We start from the raw sequence: 20835 nt of genomic DNA, 5'->3' as shown, positions 1-20835 counted from the left end.
GCACTCACCGTATTTTCTTGTCGGAGATCGACTGCGGCGTGCCCCGCGCGGCCTGGCCAAGCGTTCGCACGATGGCGCGCCGCGCCAGGCCGATCTTGAAGTCGTTGTGTCCGAAACCCCTGGCGCGGCGCAGCAGGATGTCCGCGGCGTTCGCAAATGTGCTCGCCTCGGCGCGCTGGCCGCGCAGAACGACTTCGGCCGCCGAACTGCGCCATGGCTTGTGCGCCACGCCGCCGAGCGCCACGCGGGCCTCCTTGATCGTGTCGCCGTCAAGCTCGAGCGCTGCCGCCACCGATACCAGCGCGAACGCATAGGACAGGCGGTCGCGGATCTTCAGGTAGGAGTAGTTGGTGCTGAAGCCTTTTGCCGGAAGCTCGATTGCCGTGATGATCTCGTCGGGCTCCAGATTGGTGTCGAGCTGCGGCGTGTTGTCGGGCAGTCGGTGGAAATCTGCAAATGCAATGGTGCGGGCCCCGGCCGGGCCTGTGACATGCACGATCGCTTCGAGCACGGCGAGCGCCACGCACATGTCGGACGGATGGGTCGCGATGCAGGATTGGCTCGTGCCGAGGATTGCATTGATGCGGTTGATGCCTGATATCGCCGAGCAGCCGCTGCCCGGTTCGCGCTTGTTGCACGGTGTCGTCGCGTCGTAGAAATAGAAGCAGCGCGTCCGCTGCACGAGATTGCCACCGGTCGATGCCATGTTGCGCAACTGCTGCGATGCGCCAGCCAGAATCGACCGTGACAGCAGCGGATAGCGCGCTTCGATCAGGGGATGGTAGGCGAGGTCGGTGTTCGGGACCAGCGCCCCGATCAGAACGCCGCCGGTCGCCGTCTCCTCCACGTTCCTGAGCGGCAGGCGCGAGATGTCGATCAGCCGGGTGGGCGTCGCGACATCGTATTTGATCAGGTCGAGCAGATTGGTGCCGCCCGCGATGAATTTCGCGGATGGATCTGCGGCGATCTGCTTGATGGCGTCGGCGACGTCGCTGGCGCGCGTGTATTGAAATGGGATCATGATCGCTCCATCGCCTGCTGGATTGCCGCCACGATGTTCGGGTAGGCGCCGCAGCGGCAGATGTTGCCGCTCATCAGTTCGCGGATCTCGTCGGCGGACTTCGCCTTGCCCTCGGCAATCAGGCCGGCGGCCGAACAGATCTGTCCTGAGGTGCAATAGCCGCATTGAAACGCGTCGTGATCGATGAAGGCCTGTTGCAGCGGATGCAGCTCGCCATTGTGTGCAAGGCCCTCGACGGTGGTCACCTCGGCGCCTTCCTTCATCACCGCCAGCGTCAGGCAGGAATTGATCCGCCGCCCGTCGACCAGCACGGTGCAGGCGCCGCACTGGCCGTGATCGCAGCCCTTCTTGGTGCCGGTCAGGTCGAGATGGTCGCGCAAAGCATCCAGCAGCGTCGTCCATGGCGCGACCGAAAGTTTTGCCTCTGTGCCATTGACGGTCAGTGTGATCGGGATTTTCTCGGGTGCTGCGGCGATCGATCCTTTGGGCTTCGTTGTCCCGGAATGCGTCATTTTCTTCTCCGCCTGCTTCGGTGCCAGGGGATGTCATATCCGCGCGTCAGTACGATGACCTTCACCGGCCTGCTTGTCGTGCGCAAAAAACGGCCTGGATTTCGAGCCTACCTACAACCGGCTCAAGCGAAGAAGGTTCAAAACGACGGATGTGATATGCCGATTTGCGGATCGGGCTCGCGCCACGATGCGCGCCTGCAATAGTGACGAGATTGGATGGTACAGAAGCGCCGTCGCGCTGCGCATTTTCCAGGCAGCCTGCGGCAATTCGCCCGAAGCAAGCAATGCACGCAATTGGATGAGACGCGCGCAATTAGATGAAATGTGCGATTACCGCATGTCGGCCGTGTTGGCGCCGCCCCCGGTGACGGCCGCTGCATGTCGAGGCCAAGCCACGACAACCGATCATGGTCTAGTTCTGTCGAAAACCCATCCGGAATGCGCCCCAGTGCCGGCCGCGGATGATGATCGGTGACGACAGGTCTTTCATCAGCACGAAGTTACCGCCGCCCATGTCGCGCCGGTAGGTCTGCAGCAAAAACGGCTTTGTGTTCGCCGCCACCTTCTTCACCGCGCGGTCGTTGAACAGGCGGCGGTTGCGGCAATTGGCGTTGTTCCAGACGGGATCAGGGCCTTGCGGCAGGCGGTAGTTCGGATTGTGGGTCGGCAGATAGCCGCCCTTGGCCCAGGCGACGCAGAACACGATGCGCGGATCGGATTTCTGGATGGGATCCTGGATCTCGGGCAGCACTCGGTCGGTGAAGTCGACGTAATTGGTGAAATATTGCTTGGGATCGGTGCCGGGGATTTCCCGATACTTCTCGTCCATGAGCTGGTCGAGCGTGATCTCGCCGCGGTCGATCGCCGCCTCGAACTCGGCCGAGATGCGCTTTGCGGTGTCGACGACGATTCGGATCAGCGGTGCATCCGAGGTCTCGACGCCGCTGTCGGCGATCAGCGCGATCAGACCTTCGGAGGTCTCGAGCAGCTTTGCCACCCGCTCGTCGGCGTGCTTGAGATCGCGCGAGGAGAGGTCGACGCCCTTGGCGAGCTCGCTGAGCTCGGTGATGACAGTGTCGCAATGGCCGAGATTGGACGTCGCGGCCCTGGCGACGCCGTCGATCTCGTGGCCCACGGACGCGATGCCCTGGTGCACGCGCGCGATGATGCCGCTGATCTGCTCGGCGCCTTCACCGGCGCTCTTGGCGCGGAGCGAGGCGTCGCTGCTCTCGCCGATCAGGCTGCCGATCTGGCCGTCGAGATCGCGCACGGTGTCGGAAATCTGCTGCGTCGCCTGCCGCGTTCCCTCCGCCAGGCTCTTCACCTCGCTCGCGACCACGGCAAAGCCGCGGCCGGCGGTCCCGGCGCGCGCCGCCTCGATGGTGGCATTGAGCGCCAGGAGGTTGGTCTGCTTCGCAATCGCCTCGATCGAGCCGGAAACTTTCGCGACCTGGGACAGCGCCGAGCCGACGGCGCTGAGCCGGGCCTCGATGCGGCCGACCGCTTCGACGAGTTCGGCGATGTGCTGGACGGCCGCATCGACCGCACTGCGCGACTGAACGATCTCCACGACCGCTGCGGACGTGGTCGATTGCACCGCCTGCGATGCGTTGGCGATGTCGCGGTTGGCCGAGACCATTGTCTCCGCCGTCTTCTGCAAGTGGTGGAACCGCTCCGACTGGTTTGCGACGCGGCTTGCGACCTCCTGAACGTTGCCGGCGATATCGGCAAGTTCCACGCCGAGCCCGCCGATGCGGTCGGCAAGCTGGTCAATAAGTCGTTCGGCCAGTGTCTGGTTGGATAGGGTGTCCAGAACTGCACGCTGCACAACGGACATATCAGAGCTTTCTCCAGTCAGAGCCGATGATCGGCCCACCTCGGCGATCGCATTCCAATTCCAAGTTTAGAATGTGATTCGCGCCGTGGCGTCTTGCCTGAGAGCGCACTAGAGCTTGTAGGCGGTGCGGAACCCGCCCCAGTGACGGCCGTTGACGCTGACAGGCACGTCGATCTCCCGCATCATCACCGTGTTACCGTTGCCCATGTCGCGGGCGTAGCTCTGGATCAGATAGGCGCGCTGATTGCGTCCGGCGGCGAGCCCGGCTGGATCGTTGAAGATGCGGCGGTTGCGGCAATTGGCGGTATTCCAGGTGACGTCGCCCGGCCGCTGCGGGTGCGAATACATTTTGTTGTGAACCGGCAGGTAGCCGTTGGTATCGATCATGGCACAGAACGCCATCCGCGGATCCTTGGCGAGGAACGCTTCCTGGAACGGCGGCAGCGCGCGATCGGCCCAGTCCAGTATCCTGGTGCGGTACTGCACCGGGTTGCTGCCGGCGATCTCGACATAATTGGTGTCGAACATGTCTTCCATCGAGATGGCGCCGCTGTTGACGCCATTCTCGAAAATCTTCTTCAGCGCCGCGCCGGCTTCCATCGCGTGGGTGACGGCTTCGGTGTTGTCGTCCTGGATCGACCACAACTTGTCTTCGATCTTCTCGGTCAGCGCCGCGTCCGGCCTTTCGAACTGCGCGTGCGCGCCGGCCTTCGACCGCTGGACGATGCGAATCCGGCAGGCGCCTATATCCTGCAGCGTCGCGTTGAAGCTCTGGCCCTGCGCCAGCGCTTCCACATCTGAGCCGCTGACCAGAATGCCCCCCATGGAAATTTCGTAGACCGGCGCCGATATCACCCCGCGCGCGGCGGCAATTTCGATCTTGAGGCTGCAAGGCAGCCTTTGGTCCTTGCGGCGGTCCTGGCGGTCACCTTCTTTCTCTCCATGCCTCAGCAGCACGGCGCAACGCGCCTTGAGCTTCTGTGCAAACGTGGTGACGGCCCGTCCAGCCCTGGCGACGCTTTCGCCATGCTCTTCGGCTTCCTTGGTCGCGTGATCGATCTCGGTGGCGCTGTCGCCGACCGAGACAATGAAGGAGGAGGCGGAGGCCGCATTGTCGGCCATCTCGCCGGTGGTCGCGTTCTGCTCGGCGACCGCGCCGTTGACGTTCTCGAACACCGGGCGGATCGCCTCGATCGACTGCGTGATGCGATGCACGGCATCGACCGAGCCTGCGGCGTCGCGCTGCAGCGCCTCGATCTTCTTGGTGATCTCTTCGGTGGCGTTCTGGGTCTGCACCGCGAGCGCCTTCACCTCGGTGGCGACCACGGCGAAACCGCGTCCGGCTTCGCCCGCGCGCGCGGCCTCGATGGTGGAATTGAGCGCCAGCAGCGTGGTCTGCCGCGCGATCTGGGCGATCAGGTTGACGACATTGCCGATCGCCGCCGAGGATTCCCTTAGGCGATCGACATTGACGCTGGCTTCGCGGGCGGCCTCGCTGGCCTGGTCGGCGAGCTTGCCGGCGTCGCGCACCTGGGAGCCTATTCCTTGCGCCGACTGGGTGAACTTGTCGGCGGCGTTCGAAAAGGTCGTCGCGGTGCCCTGCGCGGCGCTGCTGCGGCTCGTCAGGGCGTCGGTGCGCTGGCGGATGGTGGAGAGGGTGGCGGCGGTCGCCTCGGCGCCCCCGGCGACGGAGTTGGCCGCGCGCTCGAGCTGGCGGATCATCGCGCCGAGTTCGAGTTCCAGAAGTTCGAGGATCGCCTTGGCCGAATCGCCGTCGCCGGAAGCGGTTTGCGCCGGCATGCCGGTCGCCTGGGCCTTCATCTGTGCCTTGGGCTGGACAGCAGGGGCGACCAGTCCCGACGCCTGCTTTTTGAACAATCCGAAGGCCATGACATCTCTTAAAAGTTGAGGGCGGTCGCGAAATCCTCTCATCCGAGCATGAAGTCATGGTTAACAACTGCCTGATATTTCGTCGCACGGCAGTACTTACATACCCGGTGGGGCCGTAAATCTTTGATTTCGGCCGATTCTGGGCCTATAAGGCCGCGCTTCAAGCCCCGCATCCTTCCGGACGAATTCAAGAGACCTCGCATGGCCGGCCATTCCCAATTCAAGAACATCATGCACCGCAAGGGCCGGCAGGATGCCCAGAAATCGAAGTTGTTCGGCAAGCTGGCTCGAGAAATCACGGTGGCTGCGAAGCTGGGGACCCCGGACCCGGCCATGAATCCGCGGCTGCGCGCGGCCGTGATCGCGGCGCGCCAGGAGAACATGCCGAAGGACAATATCGAGCGCGCCATCAAGAAGGCGACCGGCGGCGAAAGCGAGAATTACGACGAGATCCGCTACGAGGGGTACGGCCCCGGTGGCGTCGCCGTGATCGTCGAGGCGCTGACCGATAACCGCAACCGCGCCGCGTCCGATATCCGTTCCTACTTCACCAAGTCGGGCGGCAATCTCGGCGAAACCGGCTCGGTCGCCTTCATGTTCGATCGCACCGGCATCATCGAATACGAAGCGAGCGTCGCCTCCGACGACGCCATGCTGGAAGCCGCGATCGAAGCCGGCGCCGACGACGTCGCATCCAGCGAAAGCGGCCACGAGATCTACGCCTCGCAGGAAACCTTTCGCGAAGTCGCAAAAGCGCTGGAAGCCAAATTCGGCGAGGCCCGCAAGGCGGCGTTGACCTGGAAGCCGCAGAACACGGTGTCGGTCGACGACGAGACCGGCGAGAAGCTGTTGAAGCTCATGGATCTCCTCAACGAGCACGACGACGTCCAGAACGTCTATGCGAATTTCGAGGTGTCCGACGCCCTCGTCGCCAAGATGGGCGGGTAGGGACGAACGCACCGCATCGGCCTCATACTCCGCCGTCGTCGCCTGGCTCGACCGGGCGATCCAGTATCCCAGAGGCCGCGGTGATTGACCCGAGAGGCCGCGGCGTACTGGATCCCCGCCTGCGCGGAGATGACGAGTTAAGCAGGGGGGCACGACCCCAGCAGGGGATTTCCGTTCTCTTTATGTTTCGTTCACCCGGCTCTGGCGTTATCACTACGCCATGACATCCCCACCGATTCGCCAACCCGTCCGGATCATCGGTATCGACCCCGGCCTGCGCCGCACCGGCTGGGGCGTGATCGAGACCGAGGGCAACCGCCTCGTCTTCATCGGCTGTGGCTCGGTCGAGCCGCCGGACGATCAGCCGCTGGCCAGCCGCCTGCTCGCGATCCATGAGGGGCTCGCCACAGTCCTCGGCGATTTCCGCCCTGCCGAGGCCGCGGTCGAACAGACTTTTGTGAACAAGGACGGCGTCGCCACGCTGAAACTCGGCCAGGCCCGTGGCGTCGCCATGCTGGCGCCCGCGATGTTCGGTATTGCCGTTGCGGAATATGCGCCCAATCAGGTGAAGAAGACCGTGGTCGGCGCCGGACACGCCGACAAGAACCAGATCGCCGTGATGCTGAAAATATTGCTGCCGAAAGCCGAGCCGAAATCCGCCGACGCCGCCGATGCGCTGGCGATTGCGATCACCCACGCGCATCACCGCCAGGGCGCCGCGCTGCGGATGAGGGTGGCGAGCCTATGATCGGTAAACTCAAGGGCCTGATCGATTCCTACGGCGAGGACTTTGTCATCCTCGACGTCGGCGGCGTCGGCTATCAGGTGCATTGCTCATCGCGCACGCTGCAGGCGCTGCCGTCGCCCGGCGAGGCCGCGATGCTCTCGATCGAGACGTATGTGCGCGAGGACCAGATCAAACTGTTCGGCTTCCGCACCGATACCGAGCGCGAATGGTTTCGCCTGCTGCAGACCGTGCAGGGCGTCGGCGCCAAGGTCGCGCTTGCGGTGCTCGGCACCCTGCCGCCGGCTGAACTCGCCAATGCGATCGCGCTGCGCGACAAGGCCGCAGTGTCGCGCACGCCGGGCGTCGGCCCGAAAGTCGCCGAGCGCATTGTCTCCGAGTTGAAGGACAAGGCGCCGGCATTCGCCAATGTCGATCCGGCCGTGGTGCACCTCGCCGGCGCGGTGGACGATCACCGCGCACCGCGCCCGGTCACCGATGCGATCTCCGCGCTGGTCAATCTCGGCTACGGCCAGCCGCAGGCGGCCGCCGCGATTGCCTCCGCTGCGCGCAGCGCGGGTGAGAAGGCCGAGACTGCACAACTGATCCGGCTAGGCCTGAAGGAATTGTCGAAGTAAGTACTGAGACCGTAGGGTGGGCAAAGCGAAGCGTGCCCACCATTTGATATAACCGGGGAGATGGTGGGCACGGCGCAAAGCGCCTTTGCCCACCCTACGATCTGACGAAGGAACGCATTTTCCACCATGCTGAGCAAGAAGGACAAGGAGCTGATTGCCATCGCCACCGAAGCCATCAGCAAACGCTATCGCAACGACTGGCAGGAGGTCGGCGCCGCCGTGCGCACCCGCGACGGCCGTATCGTCACCGGCGTGAATATCGACGCCTATATCGGCCGGATCGCGGTCTGCGCCGAAGCGATCGCCATCGGCCGTGCCATCACCGAAAACGGCGACCACGGCATCGAAACCATCGTCGCCGTGCGTCACCCCAAGCCCGATGAGCCCGGCAAGATCGCGGTGGTCTCGCCCTGCGGCATCTGCCGCGAGCTGATCCACGACTATGACGCCAAGGCACGGGTCATCGTCCCCGACAGCGGCCGTGCGCCGAAAGTCGTGAGCATCGGCGAGCTCCTGCCCAACAAGTACAAGCGGGGCAGCGAGTGAGCACACCCTCGCGCATCGTTACCCCCGAGCGCCGTTCCGACGATGTCGGCGACACCGCGCTGCGTCCGCAACTGCTCACCGAATTCGTCGGCCAGGCACAGGCGCGCAAGAACCTCTCGATCTTCATCGAGGCGGCGCGCAAGCGAGGCGAGGCGCTGGATCACGTGCTGTTCGTCGGTCCGCCCGGCCTCGGCAAGACCACACTGGCGCAGATCGTCGCGCGCGAACTCGGCGTCGGCTTCCGCGCCACCTCCGGCCCGGTCATCGCCAAGGCCGGCGATCTCGCCGCGCTGCTCACCAATCTCGAAGAGCGCGACGTGCTCTTCATCGATGAGATCCATCGCCTCAGCCCGGCGGTCGAGGAAGTGCTCTATCCAGCGATGGAGGATTTTCAGCTCGACCTCATCATCGGCGAGGGGCCGGCGGCACGCTCGGTGAAGATCGATCTGGCAAAGTTCACCCTGGTCGGCGCGACCACGCGCGCAGGGCTCCTGACCAATCCGCTGCGCGACCGTTTCGGCATTCCGATCCGACTGAATTTCTACACCGAGGAAGAACTCGAGAAGATCGTCTCCCGCGGCGCCCGCGTGCTCAATATCGGCATGACGCCGGACGGCGCCAACGAGATCGCGCGCCGCGCCCGCGGCACGCCGCGCATCGCCGGCCGCCTGCTGCGCCGCGTGCGCGATTTTGCTTCCGCAGCGGATGCCAGTTCCGTCGATCGCGCCATCGCTGACCACGCACTGAGCGCGCTGGAAGTCGATGCCGCCGGCCTCGATGCCATGGACCGCCGCTATCTCACGACGATCGCAATGAACTACGGCGGCGGCCCGGTCGGCGTCGAAACCATGGCCGCGGCGCTGTCGGAGCCACGCGACGCCATTGAGGACATCATCGAGCCATATCTGATCCAGTGCGGCTACCTGCAGCGCACCCCGCGCGGCAGGCTTCTCACCTCGCACGCCTTCCGCCATCTCGGCCTCGCGGAACCCGCGCGCGATCCCGCGCAATTCGGCCTGTTCGGCAACGGCGACAGCGACAATTGAACGCTTCGAACCCGATCATTCCGGCGATGCACTAAGGGCAAAACGGCCGGCGCTTGAGCGCCTGGCCAGCTTGCCCTGGAGTGCCGATACCGATGGTTTCGACCGAAGACGCTGACATGATGGCCCTGATCACGGCGGCGCCGGAACTGGCGACGCCTGACGATACCGAGGCCTTTCTCGACGCCGTGCCGATAGAGGAGCTGGCCTCGATGTGGGGCGCACTGCAGCGCCTGAGCCGGCGCGACCAGACCGGCGCCGCCTGGGCGGCGATCCTCTATTTCGACCATCTGCCGCACAAGCGGCCGGACCGCGCGTTCGACCTCGCGCTCGAAGTGCTGCGATCCGAGAAAGACAAGCCGACCGTCATGCATCTCAACGACAAGTTCATGCAGTCGCTGCTCTATGCGCATGGCGCCGCCGTGATCGAGCGGATCGAGGTCGAGGCGAAGCAGAATGCTGCGCTACGCTGGCTGCTGGGCGGAATTCACTTCGCGCCCGATGAACCGTTCAAGCGCCGCATCGAGGCGATTGCCGACAGCAAGGGCTGGCGCGCCGACGATCGCGCGCGCCGAACGCCAAAGCGACCGCTCGATTGCGAGACGATGTCGGTGGCCGAGCTGGCGCGCGCCTGGGTCGAGCAATATTCGAAATCCGAGCGCGACCGTGATGACAATTTCTTCGCCATGATGGACTACGAGCGCGATCTGCGGGAGGAGTACCCCGACAAGGCGATTGACCTCATCGTTGAGATATTGAAGATCGAGACCAATGCGGCGATGCTGTCGCTGCTCGCCGCCGGTCCGCTCGAGGACGTCATCAGCATGGAAACTATCGACCGTATCGAGCGCGAAGCCGCCGTTAACAAGCGCTTCCGCGATCTGCTGGGCGGCGTCTGGTATTACCGTGCGCCGGATGAACTGAAGGCGCGGCTGGATGCCCTGGTGGGGCAGAACCGCTGGTGAGAAGCTGCTGGAGGTCTGCTGACGTTCTGCACAAACGGACCCCAATTCGGGCTCAATCCGCCACCATGTTGGCGGTGCATCACGATTGGATCCCATGTTAACACGCCGTCATTTTCTGCAAACCATGGGTGGACTGGGCGCGTTGGGCGTCTCCACCACTGCTTACGGATTCAGCGCGCCGGTCGTTCGGCTTCGCGTTACCAGATACAACATCTCACCACCGCAATGGCCGGCCGGGCTCAAGCTCAGGATCGCCGCCATCGCTGATCTCCACGCCTGCGATCCCTGGATGTCGCTCGATCACATTCAGGAGATCGTCGAACGCACCAATGCGCTCAAGCCTGACATCGTCGTCATGCTCGGTGACTACGTGACCGGACATCGCAAGGTGACGCGTATCATCCCGGACGCCGAATGGGCCGCCGTGCTGGCCGGATTAAAGGCGCCGCTCGGCGTGCATGCGGTGCTCGGAAATCACGACTGGTGGGAAGACAAGACCGTGCAGCGCGAAGGGCAGGGGCTGCCGAGCGCGGGCCGCGCGCTCGAAGCCGTCGGCATTCCCGTTTACGAAAACGATGCGAAGAAGCTGAGCAAGAACGGCCACTCGTTCTGGCTGGCCGGCCTCGGCGACCAGCTCGCTTACATGCCGGCGCGCCGCTTCCGGCCGCTCAAGCGGATCGGCGTCGATGATCTCGGCGCCACGCTTTCGAAGATCACCGACGACGCGCCCGTGGTTCTGATGGCGCACGAGCCCGACATCTCGCGTCGCGTGTCCTCGCGCGTTGCGCTGCAGCTCTCCGGCCATACCCATGGCGGCCAGGTGCGCATGCTCGGCTGGTCGCCGATCTCGCCGTCCGGACAGCAACTCGCCTACGGTCACATCAAGATGAACTGCGACGTCGTCGTCTCCGGCGGCCTCGGCTGCAGCATCGTGCCGTTCCGCCTCGGCGTGCCGCCGGAAATCGTGCTGGTGACCCTGGGTGCCGCAAGGCCGGCGGTGGCGTAGCCCGCAGCGCTTGCGCGCGGCTCCGATTTGCGCAAAAGCAGGGCTTTCCAGCGCGATCAGGAACCGCAAGTGACATCACCCATTCTCGACGGCGAGATCCGCGACGGCCGCCATCACATGCAGGTCCGCGTCTATTACGAGGACACCGATTTCTCCGGCATCGTCTATCACGCCAATTACCTGCGCTTCATGGAGCGCGGGCGCACCAACCATCTGCGGCTGATGGGCGCCTCGCAGCATGCGCTGTTCGAGCAGGCGCAGGAGGAGACGCCGGGCTTTGCCTTCGTGGTGCGCTCGATGGAGCTCGACTTCCTGCGGCCGGCGCGGATGGACGATGTGCTCGATGTCGTGACATGGCCGGTCGCGGTGAAGGGCGCCTCGATCACACTGGCGCAGGAAGTGCGGCGGGCCGACGAGGTGCTGGTCAAGGCCGAGGTGCGCGTCGCCTTTATCAGCGAGGGACGGGCGAAGCCGATCCCGAAATCGCTGCGGCTGCTGATGAAGGCGGATCTGGCGGAATAATCTTCCCGATTGACTCTCTGTACCGATCGGTACAATCTCTCCGGGTCGCCACTCCGGAGAAACCTCATGTCGCGTCCGCCGCTGCCGCCCTTCACCCGCGAAACCGCCGCGCAAAAGGCGCGCATGGCCGAGGACGCCTGGAATTCACGCGATCCCGTGCGGGTGTCGCTGGCCTATACCGAGGACAGCCGCTGGCGTAACCGCTCCGAATTTTTCCAGGGCCGTGAGGCGATCGTCGAATTCCTCACCCGCAAATGGGCAAAAGAGCATGACTACCGCCTGATCAAGGATCTCTGGGCGTTCGACCAGAACCGCATCGCGGTGCGCTTCCAATATGAATGGCACGACGATGCCGGGCAGTGGCACCGCTCCTACGGCAACGAGCAGTGGGAGTTCGACGAGCATGGCTTGATGCGCCGGCGCGAGGCCAGCATCAATGACATCACGATCAAGGAGAGCGAGCGCCGCTTCCACTGGCCGGCCCCGGGTCCGCGTCCGGCCGACGTCGCGGGATTGAGCGAGAACCCGCTATGACCAGATGTTGAAGAAGGGCGTCGAGCGCGGAGAGGTGCTGCGCGCGCTCGGCGAGGTGTTTCGCGCCCACGGCTATGAAAGCGCGTCGCTGACGCTGATCACGGAGGCCACCGGGCTCGGCAAGGGCAGCCTCTATCACCTGTTTCCGGGCGGCAAGGAGCAGATGGCCGCTGAGGTGCTGGCCGAGATCGACGGCTGGTTCGAGCTCAATATCTTTGCACCGTTGCGGGAAGCCGACGATCCCGCGCGCGCGATCGCCGCGATGGTTGCGGGCGTCGACCAGTATTTTCATTCCGGCGATCGCGTCTGCCTGGTCGGCATGGTCGCGCTCGGCTCGGCGCGCGATGCTTTTGCTGGGGCGGTCGATGGTTATTTCGCGCGCTGGCAGGTGGCGCTGGCATCGCTGTTGCGGCGCTCCGGCTTGAGCAAGGGCCAGGCGCAGCGGCGCGCGGAAGATGCGCTGCTCACCATTCAGGGCGCGCTGGTGCTGGCGCGGGCGCGCAACGACGCCGGGATATTTCGCCGGGCGTTAAGCGATCTGACGAAGCGCCTGCTGGCGCCGCCGGACCGAGATCTGTGGACCGGATGAAGCGAAGCGCAATCCGGGAACTATCGAGCAATCCTGATAGCGGTCCCGGATTTCGCTGTCGCTCCACCCGGGCTACGCCTTCTCGTGAATTTGCGCCTTACGCAGCCGCCTTATGCCGCGCGAGTTCGGCTTTGTACAATTCGAACTCCTCGGCGGATGCTTTCGCAATGCTCGGGCGGGCGCGCAGCCGCTCATAGTAGGCCTTCACGTTGGGCCATTTCTCCAGCTCGACCGGCGGCGTCGCCATCGTCCAGTTGATGATCGTGACGAGATAGGCGTCCGCCACGCTGAAGTGGTCGAGCAGGAATTCACGGCCCTTCAGGTAGTTCTCGAGATAGTCGAGCCGCGACAAGTTCTTGGTCAGCGCATAGGTCTTCGCATCCTGCGGCGCCGTCTTGTCGAGCAGCGGCACGAACAGCGCCTTGTGCAGTTCGGTGCCGATGAAGCAGAGCCATTGATGCAGGCGGCTGCGCTCCTCGGCGGAGTAGGCCGAGATGCCGGCGGCCGGAAAACGATCGGCGACATATTGCAGGATCGCCGCATTCTCCGTCAGCACCGTTCCGTCGTCGGTGCGCAGCGTCGGCACCAGCCCGAGCGGGTTGACGGCGCGAAAGTCCGAACCGTCCTTCTGCACAACTTTGCTCTTGGGATCGACCTCGAGATAGTTGGCCTCGACGCCGGCTTCATACAGCGCGATCCTGGTCGCCAGCGAGCAGGCGAGCGGCGAGAAATAGAGATCCATGGGTTTGCCTCCTTGGCGGTTGATCAATCGGGCCAGCGTTGAGAGGCGGCCGGGATTGATTTTTATACTGTTCCGCATAATATAAACCCGGTCAAGGAGTTTATTGCGAAATGGTACAAAAAAGTAAGCCGCCGGTCCCCCGGGTCGATTCCCCCGCGCCGCCGAAGCGCCGCGGCCGCCCGCGCGCCTACGAGCCGGATGTCGCGCTTGGCAAGGCGCTCGACCTGTTTCGCAAGGACGGCTTTGCGGCGACGTCGCTCGACGATCTCTCCGCCGCCACCGGCATGAACCGGCCGAGCCTCTACGGCGCGTTCGGCGACAAGCGCGAACTTTTCATCAAGAGCTACCGGCGCTATCGCGACGACGCGCGGGTCGCGATGGGTAACGTTTTCAGGGATGAGCTGCCGATCCGAAAGCGGCTGGAGCGCATCTATGCAGTCGCGCTCGACATCTATCTGTCAGGAGAATCCGGCCCGCGCGGCTGCTTCACGGTGATGACGGCGGCTTCCGAGGCGGTTCACGACCCCGATATCCGCGCCATGGTGATGGAAGGCTTTACCGAACTCGACAAGGCTTTCGCGGCCTGCTTCAGGCTCGCCAAGGAGAAGGGCGAATTGCCTGAGGGCGCCGACCCCGCGGTGCTGGCGCAGATCGCCTCCGCCACCATCCACACCATCGCCATCCGCTCCCGCGCGCGAACCCCGCGCAAGGAGCTCGAAGCGCTCGTCAACGGCGCGATCGGCGTGATGGTCGGGGCGGCGAAATAGATTCTACGCCCGCGCTGCCGGTGAGGGTGACCGCAGGCGCCGTCATTGCGAGGAGCGAAGCGACGAAGCAATCCATCCGCCCGCGGGTGCGGANGAGCCTGTCATCGGGCGCGCATTCGCGCGACCCGTTGGCTCGCAATGACGGAGTGAAAGTCTCACGCCGCCCGGATATGCGCGAGGAAGCGGTCGACCTCGCTGCGCAGCTTGCGTGATTGCTCGGCCAGTTCGCCCGCCGAGCTCAAGACTTCCTGTGCGGCATTGCCGGTGGCGCCGATGCCGGTGGTGACGCCGGAAATGTTGCGCGAGACCTCGCCGGTGCGGGCGGCGGCCTGCTGCACGTTGCGGGCGATTTCCTGCGTCGCCGAGCCCTGCTGCCCGACGGCCGCGGCAATCGCCGCGGAGATTTCGTCGACTTCTTGAATCGTGGTGCAGATCGACTGGATGCCCTCGACGGCGGCGGTGGTCTCGCTCTGCACCGCCGTGATCTGGGCCCGGATCTCCTCGGTCGCCTTGGCGGTCTGCGTTGCCAGCGTCTTCACTTCGCTGGCAACGACGGCAAAGCCGCGGCCGGATTCGCCGGCGCGCGCGGCTTCGATGGTGGCGTTGAGCGCGAGCAGGTTGGTCTGGCTGGCGATCTGGTTGATCAGCGACACCACCTCGCCGATCTTTTGGGCGGCCGCGGCCAGACTCTGGACCCGGCTGTTCGACGCCTGACCGTCGCTGGCGGCCTTGCCGACCACGGTGGAGGCATGGGTCAGCCGCCGGCCGATTTCGTCCATCGACGACGACAATTCTTCCGCCGCCGCGGCAACGGTCTGGACGTTGTCGGAAGCCTGTTCGGATGCCGTCGAGACCGTGAGCGTCTGCTGCCGCGATTGCTCGACGATCGCCGACATCGATTGCGCCGTTCCCTGCATTTCGGTCGCCGCCGCCGAGACGCGCTCGACCACGCCGCGCACGCTGGCCTCGAAACTGTCGGCCAGCGCGGCAAACGCCTTGCGCTTCTCCTGCTCGGATTGGGCCTTGGCCTCCGCCTGGTCCGCCTGCAGCCTCTGCATGCGGACAGCGTTATCCTTGAACACGGCAACCGCCCGCGCCATTTCGCCGACTTCGTCCTGGCGCTGGGCCGGTAGCTCAACGTCCAGCTTGCCATGCGCGAGATCGCGCATCGCCGCTGTAAGCGAAAGGATCGGGCGTGAAATGCTGCGGGCGATCAGCAATCCGGCGGCCGCGGCGATCGCGATGCCGAACAGCGCCATGCTGATGGCGAGCTGCCGCGCGCGGTCGAGCGAGGTCACATATTCGCTGTTGTCCATCACGATTTCGACGGCGCCGATCGAGTTGCCGGAAAAATCCTTGATCGGGCCGAGCAGGGCAGCGACCGGCCTGGTGCCGAGCTTGCCCTGATGGATCATGAAGCCGCCGTCGCGGGCGCTGCGGTAGTTGGCCGGATCGAAGAAGCTTTGGCCGCCCAGCGTGCCGCCGAAAAGCTTGAACTCGCTGCCATTGGAAAGATGAAACGCGACGTCGACACCGCGGGTGCGCTTGAATTCGTCGAAGAACGGTTGACCAAAGGTCAGGCCGAACTCCACCGAGCCGAGATGCTTGCCCGCGAGCGCGACCGGCACGACGCCGCGGATGCCAAGCCCGGCCACGCCGCCTTCGAGACCGACGATCGGCTTGCGCTCCTGGTTGGCTACCACCACCGTCTTGCGGAATCCCGAGAGGTCGTCACCGAATTTCTGCGGTTGATGGACGCGCAGATAGGAGATCGCCGGCGGCGTGTGAAACTGGAACTGGTCGACGCCATAGTCGGATTTCAGGGCGGCGAATCCAGCGCCGAACAGTCCCATCAGCGCGTCGCGGTCGTTGCGCGCCATCGCCTCCTGAACCGCGGGTATGGTCGCGACGACGGCGCTCATCGCGGCGGCCCGGCGTGATTCCTGGCCCAGCCGCGACTGCAGCGCGTCATAGTGGCTGCGCAATTCGCGCTCGTCGGCGCGGTCGACGATCCCTGAAATGATCCACATCGCGCCGAGCAGGACGAAGACCGCCGTTCCCGCCGAGGCAAGGGCCAGGGCGGCGGTGATCCGGGTTCTGAGCCCGAGGTGGATGTGCCGGAAGAGGGAGCTCTTTGCTGTGCTGGCCATTCCGCCGGAATACCAAAACGTTACTAATTTTGGATGAATGGAACCGGTCGCACAACCTGACGGAGCTGCCGCTGGTCGCGCGATATTCCCGTAGCCCGGATGAGCGCAGCGATATCCGGGGGCAAGTCCGACCCGCGGAAAACGGTCCCGGATGTTGCGGAGCCTGTCATCGGGCGCGCGTTCGCGCGACCCGTTGGCTCATCCGGGCTACCGAGGAGCTTCCTACGAAGTGCTCCTCGGGTGAAACTAATACCCCCGTCCGCGGTCCACCACATTCTCCAGGGCGCCGCCCGCCTCAAACCGTGCGATCTGCTGCGCGACATATTTCGATATCTCGTCGGCATCGGTGTCGGCGGCGTTGTGCGGTGTCAGCACCACTTTTGGGTGGGTCCAGAACCGGCTGTCCACGGGCAGCGGCTCGGTGGCATAGACGTCGAGCGAGGCGGCGCCGAGCGTCCCGTCGTCCAGGCATTGCAGGATGTCGGCCTCGTTCTGCAGGCCGCCGCGGCCGGCGTTGATCAGCACCGGCGCGCCGAGCGGACTGCTGCGGTTCAGTTTCTCAAACAGCGCGCGGTTGAGAATGTGCCGTGTATCCGGCGTCAGCGGCAAAAGGCAGACCAGGATGTCGGTGCGCCGCAGGAACGCTTCGAACTGCTGCTCGCCGTGAAAGCAATCGATGCCGCCGATCGTCTTGGGGCTCCGGCTCCAGCCTGCGACGCGAAAGCCCAGGCGCTTAAGTGCGTCGGCTGCGTCAGCCCCGAGCGCACCCAGCCCCATGACGCCAACCGAGATCGCTCCCGCCGCCCACTGCAATTTTGGCGCCCAGCGCTTGGCGCGCTGCGACTCCCGCAAATAAAGCTCCTGCCGGTGGTGCATCAGCACATGCAGCACGACATATTCCGTCATCCGCGCGGTGAGGTCGCCGACCGCCACGCGCACCAGCGGCACGTCGGGCAATGAGCGGTCCGCCATCAACGCATCGACACCGGCGCCCAGATTGAAGATGACACGCAGATTGGGGAAGGCGGCGAGGTCGGCCGGACGCGGCTTCCACACCGCGGCGTAATGCACCGCGGCCGGGTCGATCGAGGTATCCGGCAGCAGCAGCACGGACCGGTCCGGGCAGACGTCGTCGAACCGGCTTTTCCAGCGCTGCGACGACCAGTTTTCAGTCCCGCTATGCACCAGGATGGCGAGCGCGCCTTTATTCATTGCCGTTCCTTTCGCGGGCCATTTGGCGTGACCCGTCTCACATTGCCAACCGAACCGCTTCTCTAGCCTCCTTTCATCCGGCACGGGAGACTTCAGTTGCGCCAATTGATGCTGATCGCTGCCCAAAATGGCGTCTCCCGATGATACAGGGCTGCATCATCGCGGTGGTGCTGGCCTCGCTCGCGCTTTGCTGGCGGAACCATCAGCGCGGCGCCACCGTCACCCGGCTTGAGGCCTTCAGAACGAAGATGAAGATTCTGTTTCTCGTTCTCGCCGTGTGCAGCCTTTGTTCCAAGGCGATCGTCCACACTTACAGGCACTTCAATCCGCCGCCGCCTCCGATCATCGGTCCCTGAACTTTCTCAAAAATTCTTCGACGCCCCTGTCGGCGCCGGGCATAATCGTTCGTCATCATGACAACGGAGATGCTTTGCCGCCATGCTTTACGCCATCCTTTGCTATCACGACGAAGACCATGTCGGTTCCTGGACCAAGGAACAGGACGCCGCGGTCATGACGAAGCTTACCGTCGTACAGGAAAAACTCGCCAAGCAGGGCCGGCTCGGCCCAGTGGCGCGGCTTTTGCCGACGACGGCGGCGACCACGCTGCGCAAGGACGATCCGCCGCTGGTGCTGGACGGACCCTATGCCGAAACCAAGGAGCAGTTGCTCGGCTTCTATGTCGTCGACTGCAAGAACCTCGACGAAGCGCTCGAGGTTGCCCGCGATCTCGGCGCGGCCAATCCCGGCGGCGCCTATGAGATCCGTCCCGTCGGCGTGTTCCGGCCGGGAGACGTGCAGTCATGACCGACACCGCCTGGATCGATGCCGCGCTGACTTCGGCTCGCCCTCAGGCGGTCGGTGCGTTGCTGCGTTATTTCCGCAATCTCGATACCGCCGAGGAGGCGTTCCAGAACGCCTGCCTGCGGGCGCTGAAGAGTTGGCCGCAGAACGGCCCGCCGCGCGATCCCGCGGCGTGGCTGATCATGGTCGGGCGCAATGTCGCGATCGACGATCTCAGGCGGAGCAAAAAGCAGGAGGCGCTGCCCGAGGACGAGGCGATATCCGACCTCGACGATGCCGAGGAACAGCTTGCCGAGCGGCTCGACGGCTCGCACTACCGCGACGACATTTTGCGGCTGCTGTTCATCTGCTGCCATCCGGACCTGCCGGCAACGCAGCAGATCGCACTGGCGCTGCGCATTGTCTCGGGCCTCACGGTCAAGCAGATCGCGCGCGCCTTCCTGGTTTCGGAAGCCGCGATGGAGCAGCGCATCACCCGGGCGAAGGCGCGCGTCGCCGATGCAGATGTGCCGTTCGAAACGCCGGGCGCGGTGGAGCGCTCAGAGCGCCTCACCTCCGTCGCCGCCATGATCTATCTGATCTTCAATGAGGGCTATTCGGCCTCCGGCGACACCGCCGAGATCCGCTCGCCGCTGTGTGAGGAAGCCATTCGCCTGGCGCGGCTGTTGCTGCGCCTGTTCCAGAGCGAACCGGAGATCATGGGGCTGACCGCGCTATTGCTGCTGCAGCATGCGCGCGCAGCTGCGCGGTTCGACGCCGACGGCGCGGTGATCCTGCTCGACGATCAGGACCGCTCGCTCTGGAACAAGTCCCTGATCGCCGAGGGGCTGGCGCTGATCGACAAGGCGATGCGCCATCGCCGCAGTGGGCCCTATCAGGTGCAGGCTGCGATCGCGGCGCTGCACGCCCGCGCCGAGAAGCCCGAGGATACCGACTGGACCCAGATCGACCTGCTCTATGGTGCGCTGGAAATCATGCAGCCGTCGCCGGTGGTGACGCTGAACCGCGCGGTTGCCGTATCCAAGGTGAAAGGGCCGGAGGCCGCGCTCGACATGATCGAGCCGCTGGCGCAGCGCCTCTCAAACTACTTTCATTACTTCGGCGTGCGCGGCGCCTTCCTGATGCAGCTCGGCCGCAACGACGAAGCCCGCACAGCCTTCGACCGCGCCATTGCGCTGGCAAATACCTCGGCCGAAGCCGCCCACATCCGCATGCACCTCGACCGGCTCCAGCGCGACAGCCAGCCCCGCGGCAAGAAGGCGGGGAAGTAGATCATATTGTCCGCTTGCGCGCTCGGTCTGAGCTCGCGGCCGCCGTGACTAACACAGATGCACTCCCAAAAACCCGACATGCAGGGCGGGTACTGTTGCAGAGATGTCAGAGCGGCACTCGATCCATAGCGAGGGCCGCTGTTTTCTGGTAAGTACACAGGCGCCGGCACGCTCCGGCATCTCCTTCGATGATCAGCAGCGGCGCGTCGGGCTCCCCATGATCACTTCGATGAAAATTGAACTCTTTTCGGGTTCCTGATCGGGTTCGTGACTGGCGTGCTGCTCCGCGTTGGGGTCATGCTTCCGATAGAACCCGACCGTTGCCCTGAAATGCGCACACCCGGCAAGCAGGCAGTGCATCAGCGCGGAAGCTGATGAAGATCGCGGCGACTACCTGTAAAAGCGGACCATGTCGTATCGGCAAGAAGGAGCGCCCGGTGACCCGAAGGATCAAATGGTGGGGCGTGATCGGCGTCGCGGTGTTCATCATGGGCGCGCTCGTCGTGATCCATTACTCACTGAGGATCGCCGCCCTGATGGGGGGCGCTCACTAAAAATAACGGGCAGGGCGGGCCGAGGATGTTCGTGTCGTACACGGACGGCGACGATCGAACCATATAAGCAAGCGTTACTTTCTTAGGAAAGATGTTCGACGAGCAAGGGAGCCCCCAAATGTACACCAACATTCTCTTGAGCACGGATGGATCGGATGTCGCGCGAAAAGGCGTTAAGCATGGGATTGCCTTAGCAAAGGCCTTGAATGCTAAAGTGACAGTCATCACCGTGACGGAACCTCTCCTGGTCGAGTTTGGGAGCGGGCACGCGGGATGGATTCCCCCGCAGGAAATGTTTGATAGCTTTGAGGCAGCCAGCAAGGAACGTGTGCGCCAGATCCTGGATGAAGCTCGAGCGATGGCGGACCAGATCGGGATATCTGTAGAACTCCTGCATGTTCCGGATGCGCACCCCGCCACCGCGATTATCGAAACAGCAAAGTCCAGAGGCTGCGACTTGATCGTCATGGCCTCTCATGGGCGTCGCGGCCTCAGGAAGCTATTCTTGGGGAGTCAAACATCGGAGGTCCTGGTGGACGGAAGCGTGCCGGTGTTGGTAG

The 20835-nt window shown here is 64.3% G+C and carries 22 protein-coding genes; 15 read left to right on the top strand and 7 right to left on the bottom strand.

What is annotated here, in order from left to right:
- Nucleotides 1-4: 4 nt before the first annotated feature.
- The 4 genes from CQ14_RS39495 to CQ14_RS39480 all read right to left on the bottom strand — a co-directional run bounded on the left by CQ14_RS39495 (nucleotide 5) and on the right by CQ14_RS39480 (nucleotide 5260).
- A complete protein-coding gene (locus CQ14_RS39495; RefSeq protein WP_057863143.1) occupies nucleotides 5-1021 on the bottom strand; it encodes an FAD binding domain-containing protein in 1017 nt (338 codons plus the stop codon).
- On the bottom strand, nucleotides 1018-1533 hold the full coding sequence (locus tag CQ14_RS39490; RefSeq protein ID WP_057863142.1) for a (2Fe-2S)-binding protein: 516 nt from the start codon (nucleotides 1531-1533) through the stop codon (nucleotides 1018-1020). The genes CQ14_RS39495 and CQ14_RS39490 overlap by 4 nt, the downstream gene beginning before the upstream one ends.
- A 412-nt stretch (nucleotides 1534-1945) precedes the next feature.
- Complete coding sequence (locus CQ14_RS39485) at nucleotides 1946-3370, bottom strand: methyl-accepting chemotaxis protein (protein WP_057863141.1); 1425 nt, start codon at nucleotides 3368-3370, stop codon at nucleotides 1946-1948.
- Between the two features lie 108 nt (nucleotides 3371-3478).
- On the bottom strand, nucleotides 3479-5260 hold the full coding sequence (locus tag CQ14_RS39480) for a methyl-accepting chemotaxis protein (protein WP_057863140.1): 1782 nt from the start codon (nucleotides 5258-5260) through the stop codon (nucleotides 3479-3481).
- 201 nt (nucleotides 5261-5461) lie between these two features.
- Between CQ14_RS39480 and CQ14_RS39475 the strand changes: the two genes are divergently transcribed.
- The 10 genes from CQ14_RS39475 to CQ14_RS39430 all read left to right on the top strand — a co-directional run bounded on the left by CQ14_RS39475 (nucleotide 5462) and on the right by CQ14_RS39430 (nucleotide 12775).
- Entirely contained in the window at nucleotides 5462-6208 is a 747-nt protein-coding gene (locus CQ14_RS39475) for a YebC/PmpR family DNA-binding transcriptional regulator (RefSeq protein WP_057863139.1), read from the top strand.
- A gap of 220 nt (nucleotides 6209-6428) precedes the next feature.
- The gene (gene ruvC / locus CQ14_RS39470; protein WP_057863138.1) at nucleotides 6429-6956 is read left to right on the top strand and encodes a crossover junction endodeoxyribonuclease RuvC; all 528 of its coding nucleotides are present in this window, start codon (nucleotides 6429-6431) and stop codon (nucleotides 6954-6956) included.
- Nucleotides 6953-7570, top strand: coding sequence for a Holliday junction branch migration protein RuvA (gene ruvA / locus CQ14_RS39465; protein WP_057863137.1), 618 nt, complete (start codon nucleotides 6953-6955; stop codon nucleotides 7568-7570). The genes ruvC and ruvA overlap by 4 nt, the downstream gene beginning before the upstream one ends.
- A 126-nt stretch (nucleotides 7571-7696) precedes the next feature.
- Entirely contained in the window at nucleotides 7697-8116 is a 420-nt protein-coding gene (locus CQ14_RS39460; protein WP_057863136.1) for a cytidine deaminase, read from the top strand.
- Nucleotides 8113-9162 (top strand): Holliday junction branch migration DNA helicase RuvB, encoded by a 1050-nt coding sequence (gene ruvB, locus CQ14_RS39455; protein ID WP_057863135.1) that lies wholly within the window; start codon nucleotides 8113-8115, stop codon nucleotides 9160-9162. Before CQ14_RS39460 ends, ruvB begins: the two co-directional genes overlap by 4 nt.
- 92 nt (nucleotides 9163-9254) lie before the next feature.
- Complete coding sequence (locus CQ14_RS39450; protein WP_057863134.1) at nucleotides 9255-10124, top strand: DUF6869 domain-containing protein; 870 nt, start codon at nucleotides 9255-9257, stop codon at nucleotides 10122-10124.
- 94 nt (nucleotides 10125-10218) lie between these two features.
- Nucleotides 10219-11130 carry a metallophosphoesterase gene (locus tag CQ14_RS39445; protein WP_057863133.1) on the top strand — a complete coding sequence of 304 codons (912 nt, stop codon included), beginning with the start codon at nucleotides 10219-10221 and terminating at the stop codon, nucleotides 11128-11130.
- A 69-nt stretch (nucleotides 11131-11199) separates the two neighbouring features.
- The gene (gene ybgC / locus CQ14_RS39440) at nucleotides 11200-11652 is read left to right on the top strand and encodes a tol-pal system-associated acyl-CoA thioesterase (protein ID WP_245320883.1); all 453 of its coding nucleotides are present in this window, start codon (nucleotides 11200-11202) and stop codon (nucleotides 11650-11652) included.
- Between the two features lie 66 nt (nucleotides 11653-11718).
- Nucleotides 11719-12186 carry a nuclear transport factor 2 family protein gene (locus CQ14_RS39435; protein WP_057863132.1) on the top strand — a complete coding sequence of 156 codons (468 nt, stop codon included), beginning with the start codon at nucleotides 11719-11721 and terminating at the stop codon, nucleotides 12184-12186.
- Between the two features lie 4 nt (nucleotides 12187-12190).
- Nucleotides 12191-12775, top strand: coding sequence for a TetR/AcrR family transcriptional regulator (locus tag CQ14_RS39430; protein WP_057863131.1), 585 nt, complete (start codon nucleotides 12191-12193; stop codon nucleotides 12773-12775).
- 97 nt (nucleotides 12776-12872) lie between these two features.
- Here the strand turns inward: CQ14_RS39430 and CQ14_RS39425 are convergent, their stop codons facing one another.
- Complete coding sequence (locus CQ14_RS39425) at nucleotides 12873-13517, bottom strand: glutathione binding-like protein (protein WP_057863130.1); 645 nt, start codon at nucleotides 13515-13517, stop codon at nucleotides 12873-12875.
- A gap of 110 nt (nucleotides 13518-13627) precedes the next feature.
- Between CQ14_RS39425 and CQ14_RS39420 the strand changes: the two genes are divergently transcribed.
- Entirely contained in the window at nucleotides 13628-14284 is a 657-nt protein-coding gene (locus tag CQ14_RS39420) for a TetR/AcrR family transcriptional regulator (RefSeq protein WP_057863129.1), read from the top strand.
- A gap of 155 nt (nucleotides 14285-14439) precedes the next feature.
- Here the strand turns inward: CQ14_RS39420 and CQ14_RS39415 are convergent, their stop codons facing one another.
- Together CQ14_RS39415 and CQ14_RS39410 are read right to left on the bottom strand one after the other, a co-directional pair.
- The gene (locus tag CQ14_RS39415; protein WP_057863128.1) at nucleotides 14440-16434 is read right to left on the bottom strand and encodes a methyl-accepting chemotaxis protein; all 1995 of its coding nucleotides are present in this window, start codon (nucleotides 16432-16434) and stop codon (nucleotides 14440-14442) included.
- 246 nt (nucleotides 16435-16680) lie between these two features.
- Entirely contained in the window at nucleotides 16681-17646 is a 966-nt protein-coding gene (locus tag CQ14_RS39410; RefSeq protein WP_057863127.1) for a 2-hydroxyacid dehydrogenase, read from the bottom strand.
- A gap of 140 nt (nucleotides 17647-17786) precedes the next feature.
- On the opposite strand from CQ14_RS39410, the gene CQ14_RS39405 reads away from it, so the two are divergent.
- The 4 genes from CQ14_RS39405 to CQ14_RS39385 form a co-directional block, all read left to right on the top strand.
- Complete coding sequence (locus tag CQ14_RS39405) at nucleotides 17787-18002, top strand: hypothetical protein (protein WP_057863126.1); 216 nt, start codon at nucleotides 17787-17789, stop codon at nucleotides 18000-18002.
- An 82-nt stretch (nucleotides 18003-18084) separates the two neighbouring features.
- Complete coding sequence (locus CQ14_RS39400; RefSeq protein WP_057863125.1) at nucleotides 18085-18453, top strand: YciI family protein; 369 nt, start codon at nucleotides 18085-18087, stop codon at nucleotides 18451-18453.
- Entirely contained in the window at nucleotides 18450-19721 is a 1272-nt protein-coding gene (locus CQ14_RS39395; protein WP_057863124.1) for an RNA polymerase sigma factor, read from the top strand. Before CQ14_RS39400 ends, CQ14_RS39395 begins: the two co-directional genes overlap by 4 nt.
- Before the next feature lie 672 nt (nucleotides 19722-20393).
- Nucleotides 20394-20835, top strand: a 442-nt coding sequence (locus CQ14_RS39385; RefSeq protein ID WP_057863176.1) for a universal stress protein, incomplete at its 3' end; no start/stop codon positions are given.

The organism is Bradyrhizobium lablabi, assembly GCF_001440475.1.
GTDB lineage: Bacteria > Pseudomonadota > Alphaproteobacteria > Rhizobiales > Xanthobacteraceae > Bradyrhizobium > Bradyrhizobium lablabi.
The sequence above is the reverse complement of the archived record's forward strand: the minus strand, read 5'-3'. Positions and strand labels throughout refer to the sequence as shown.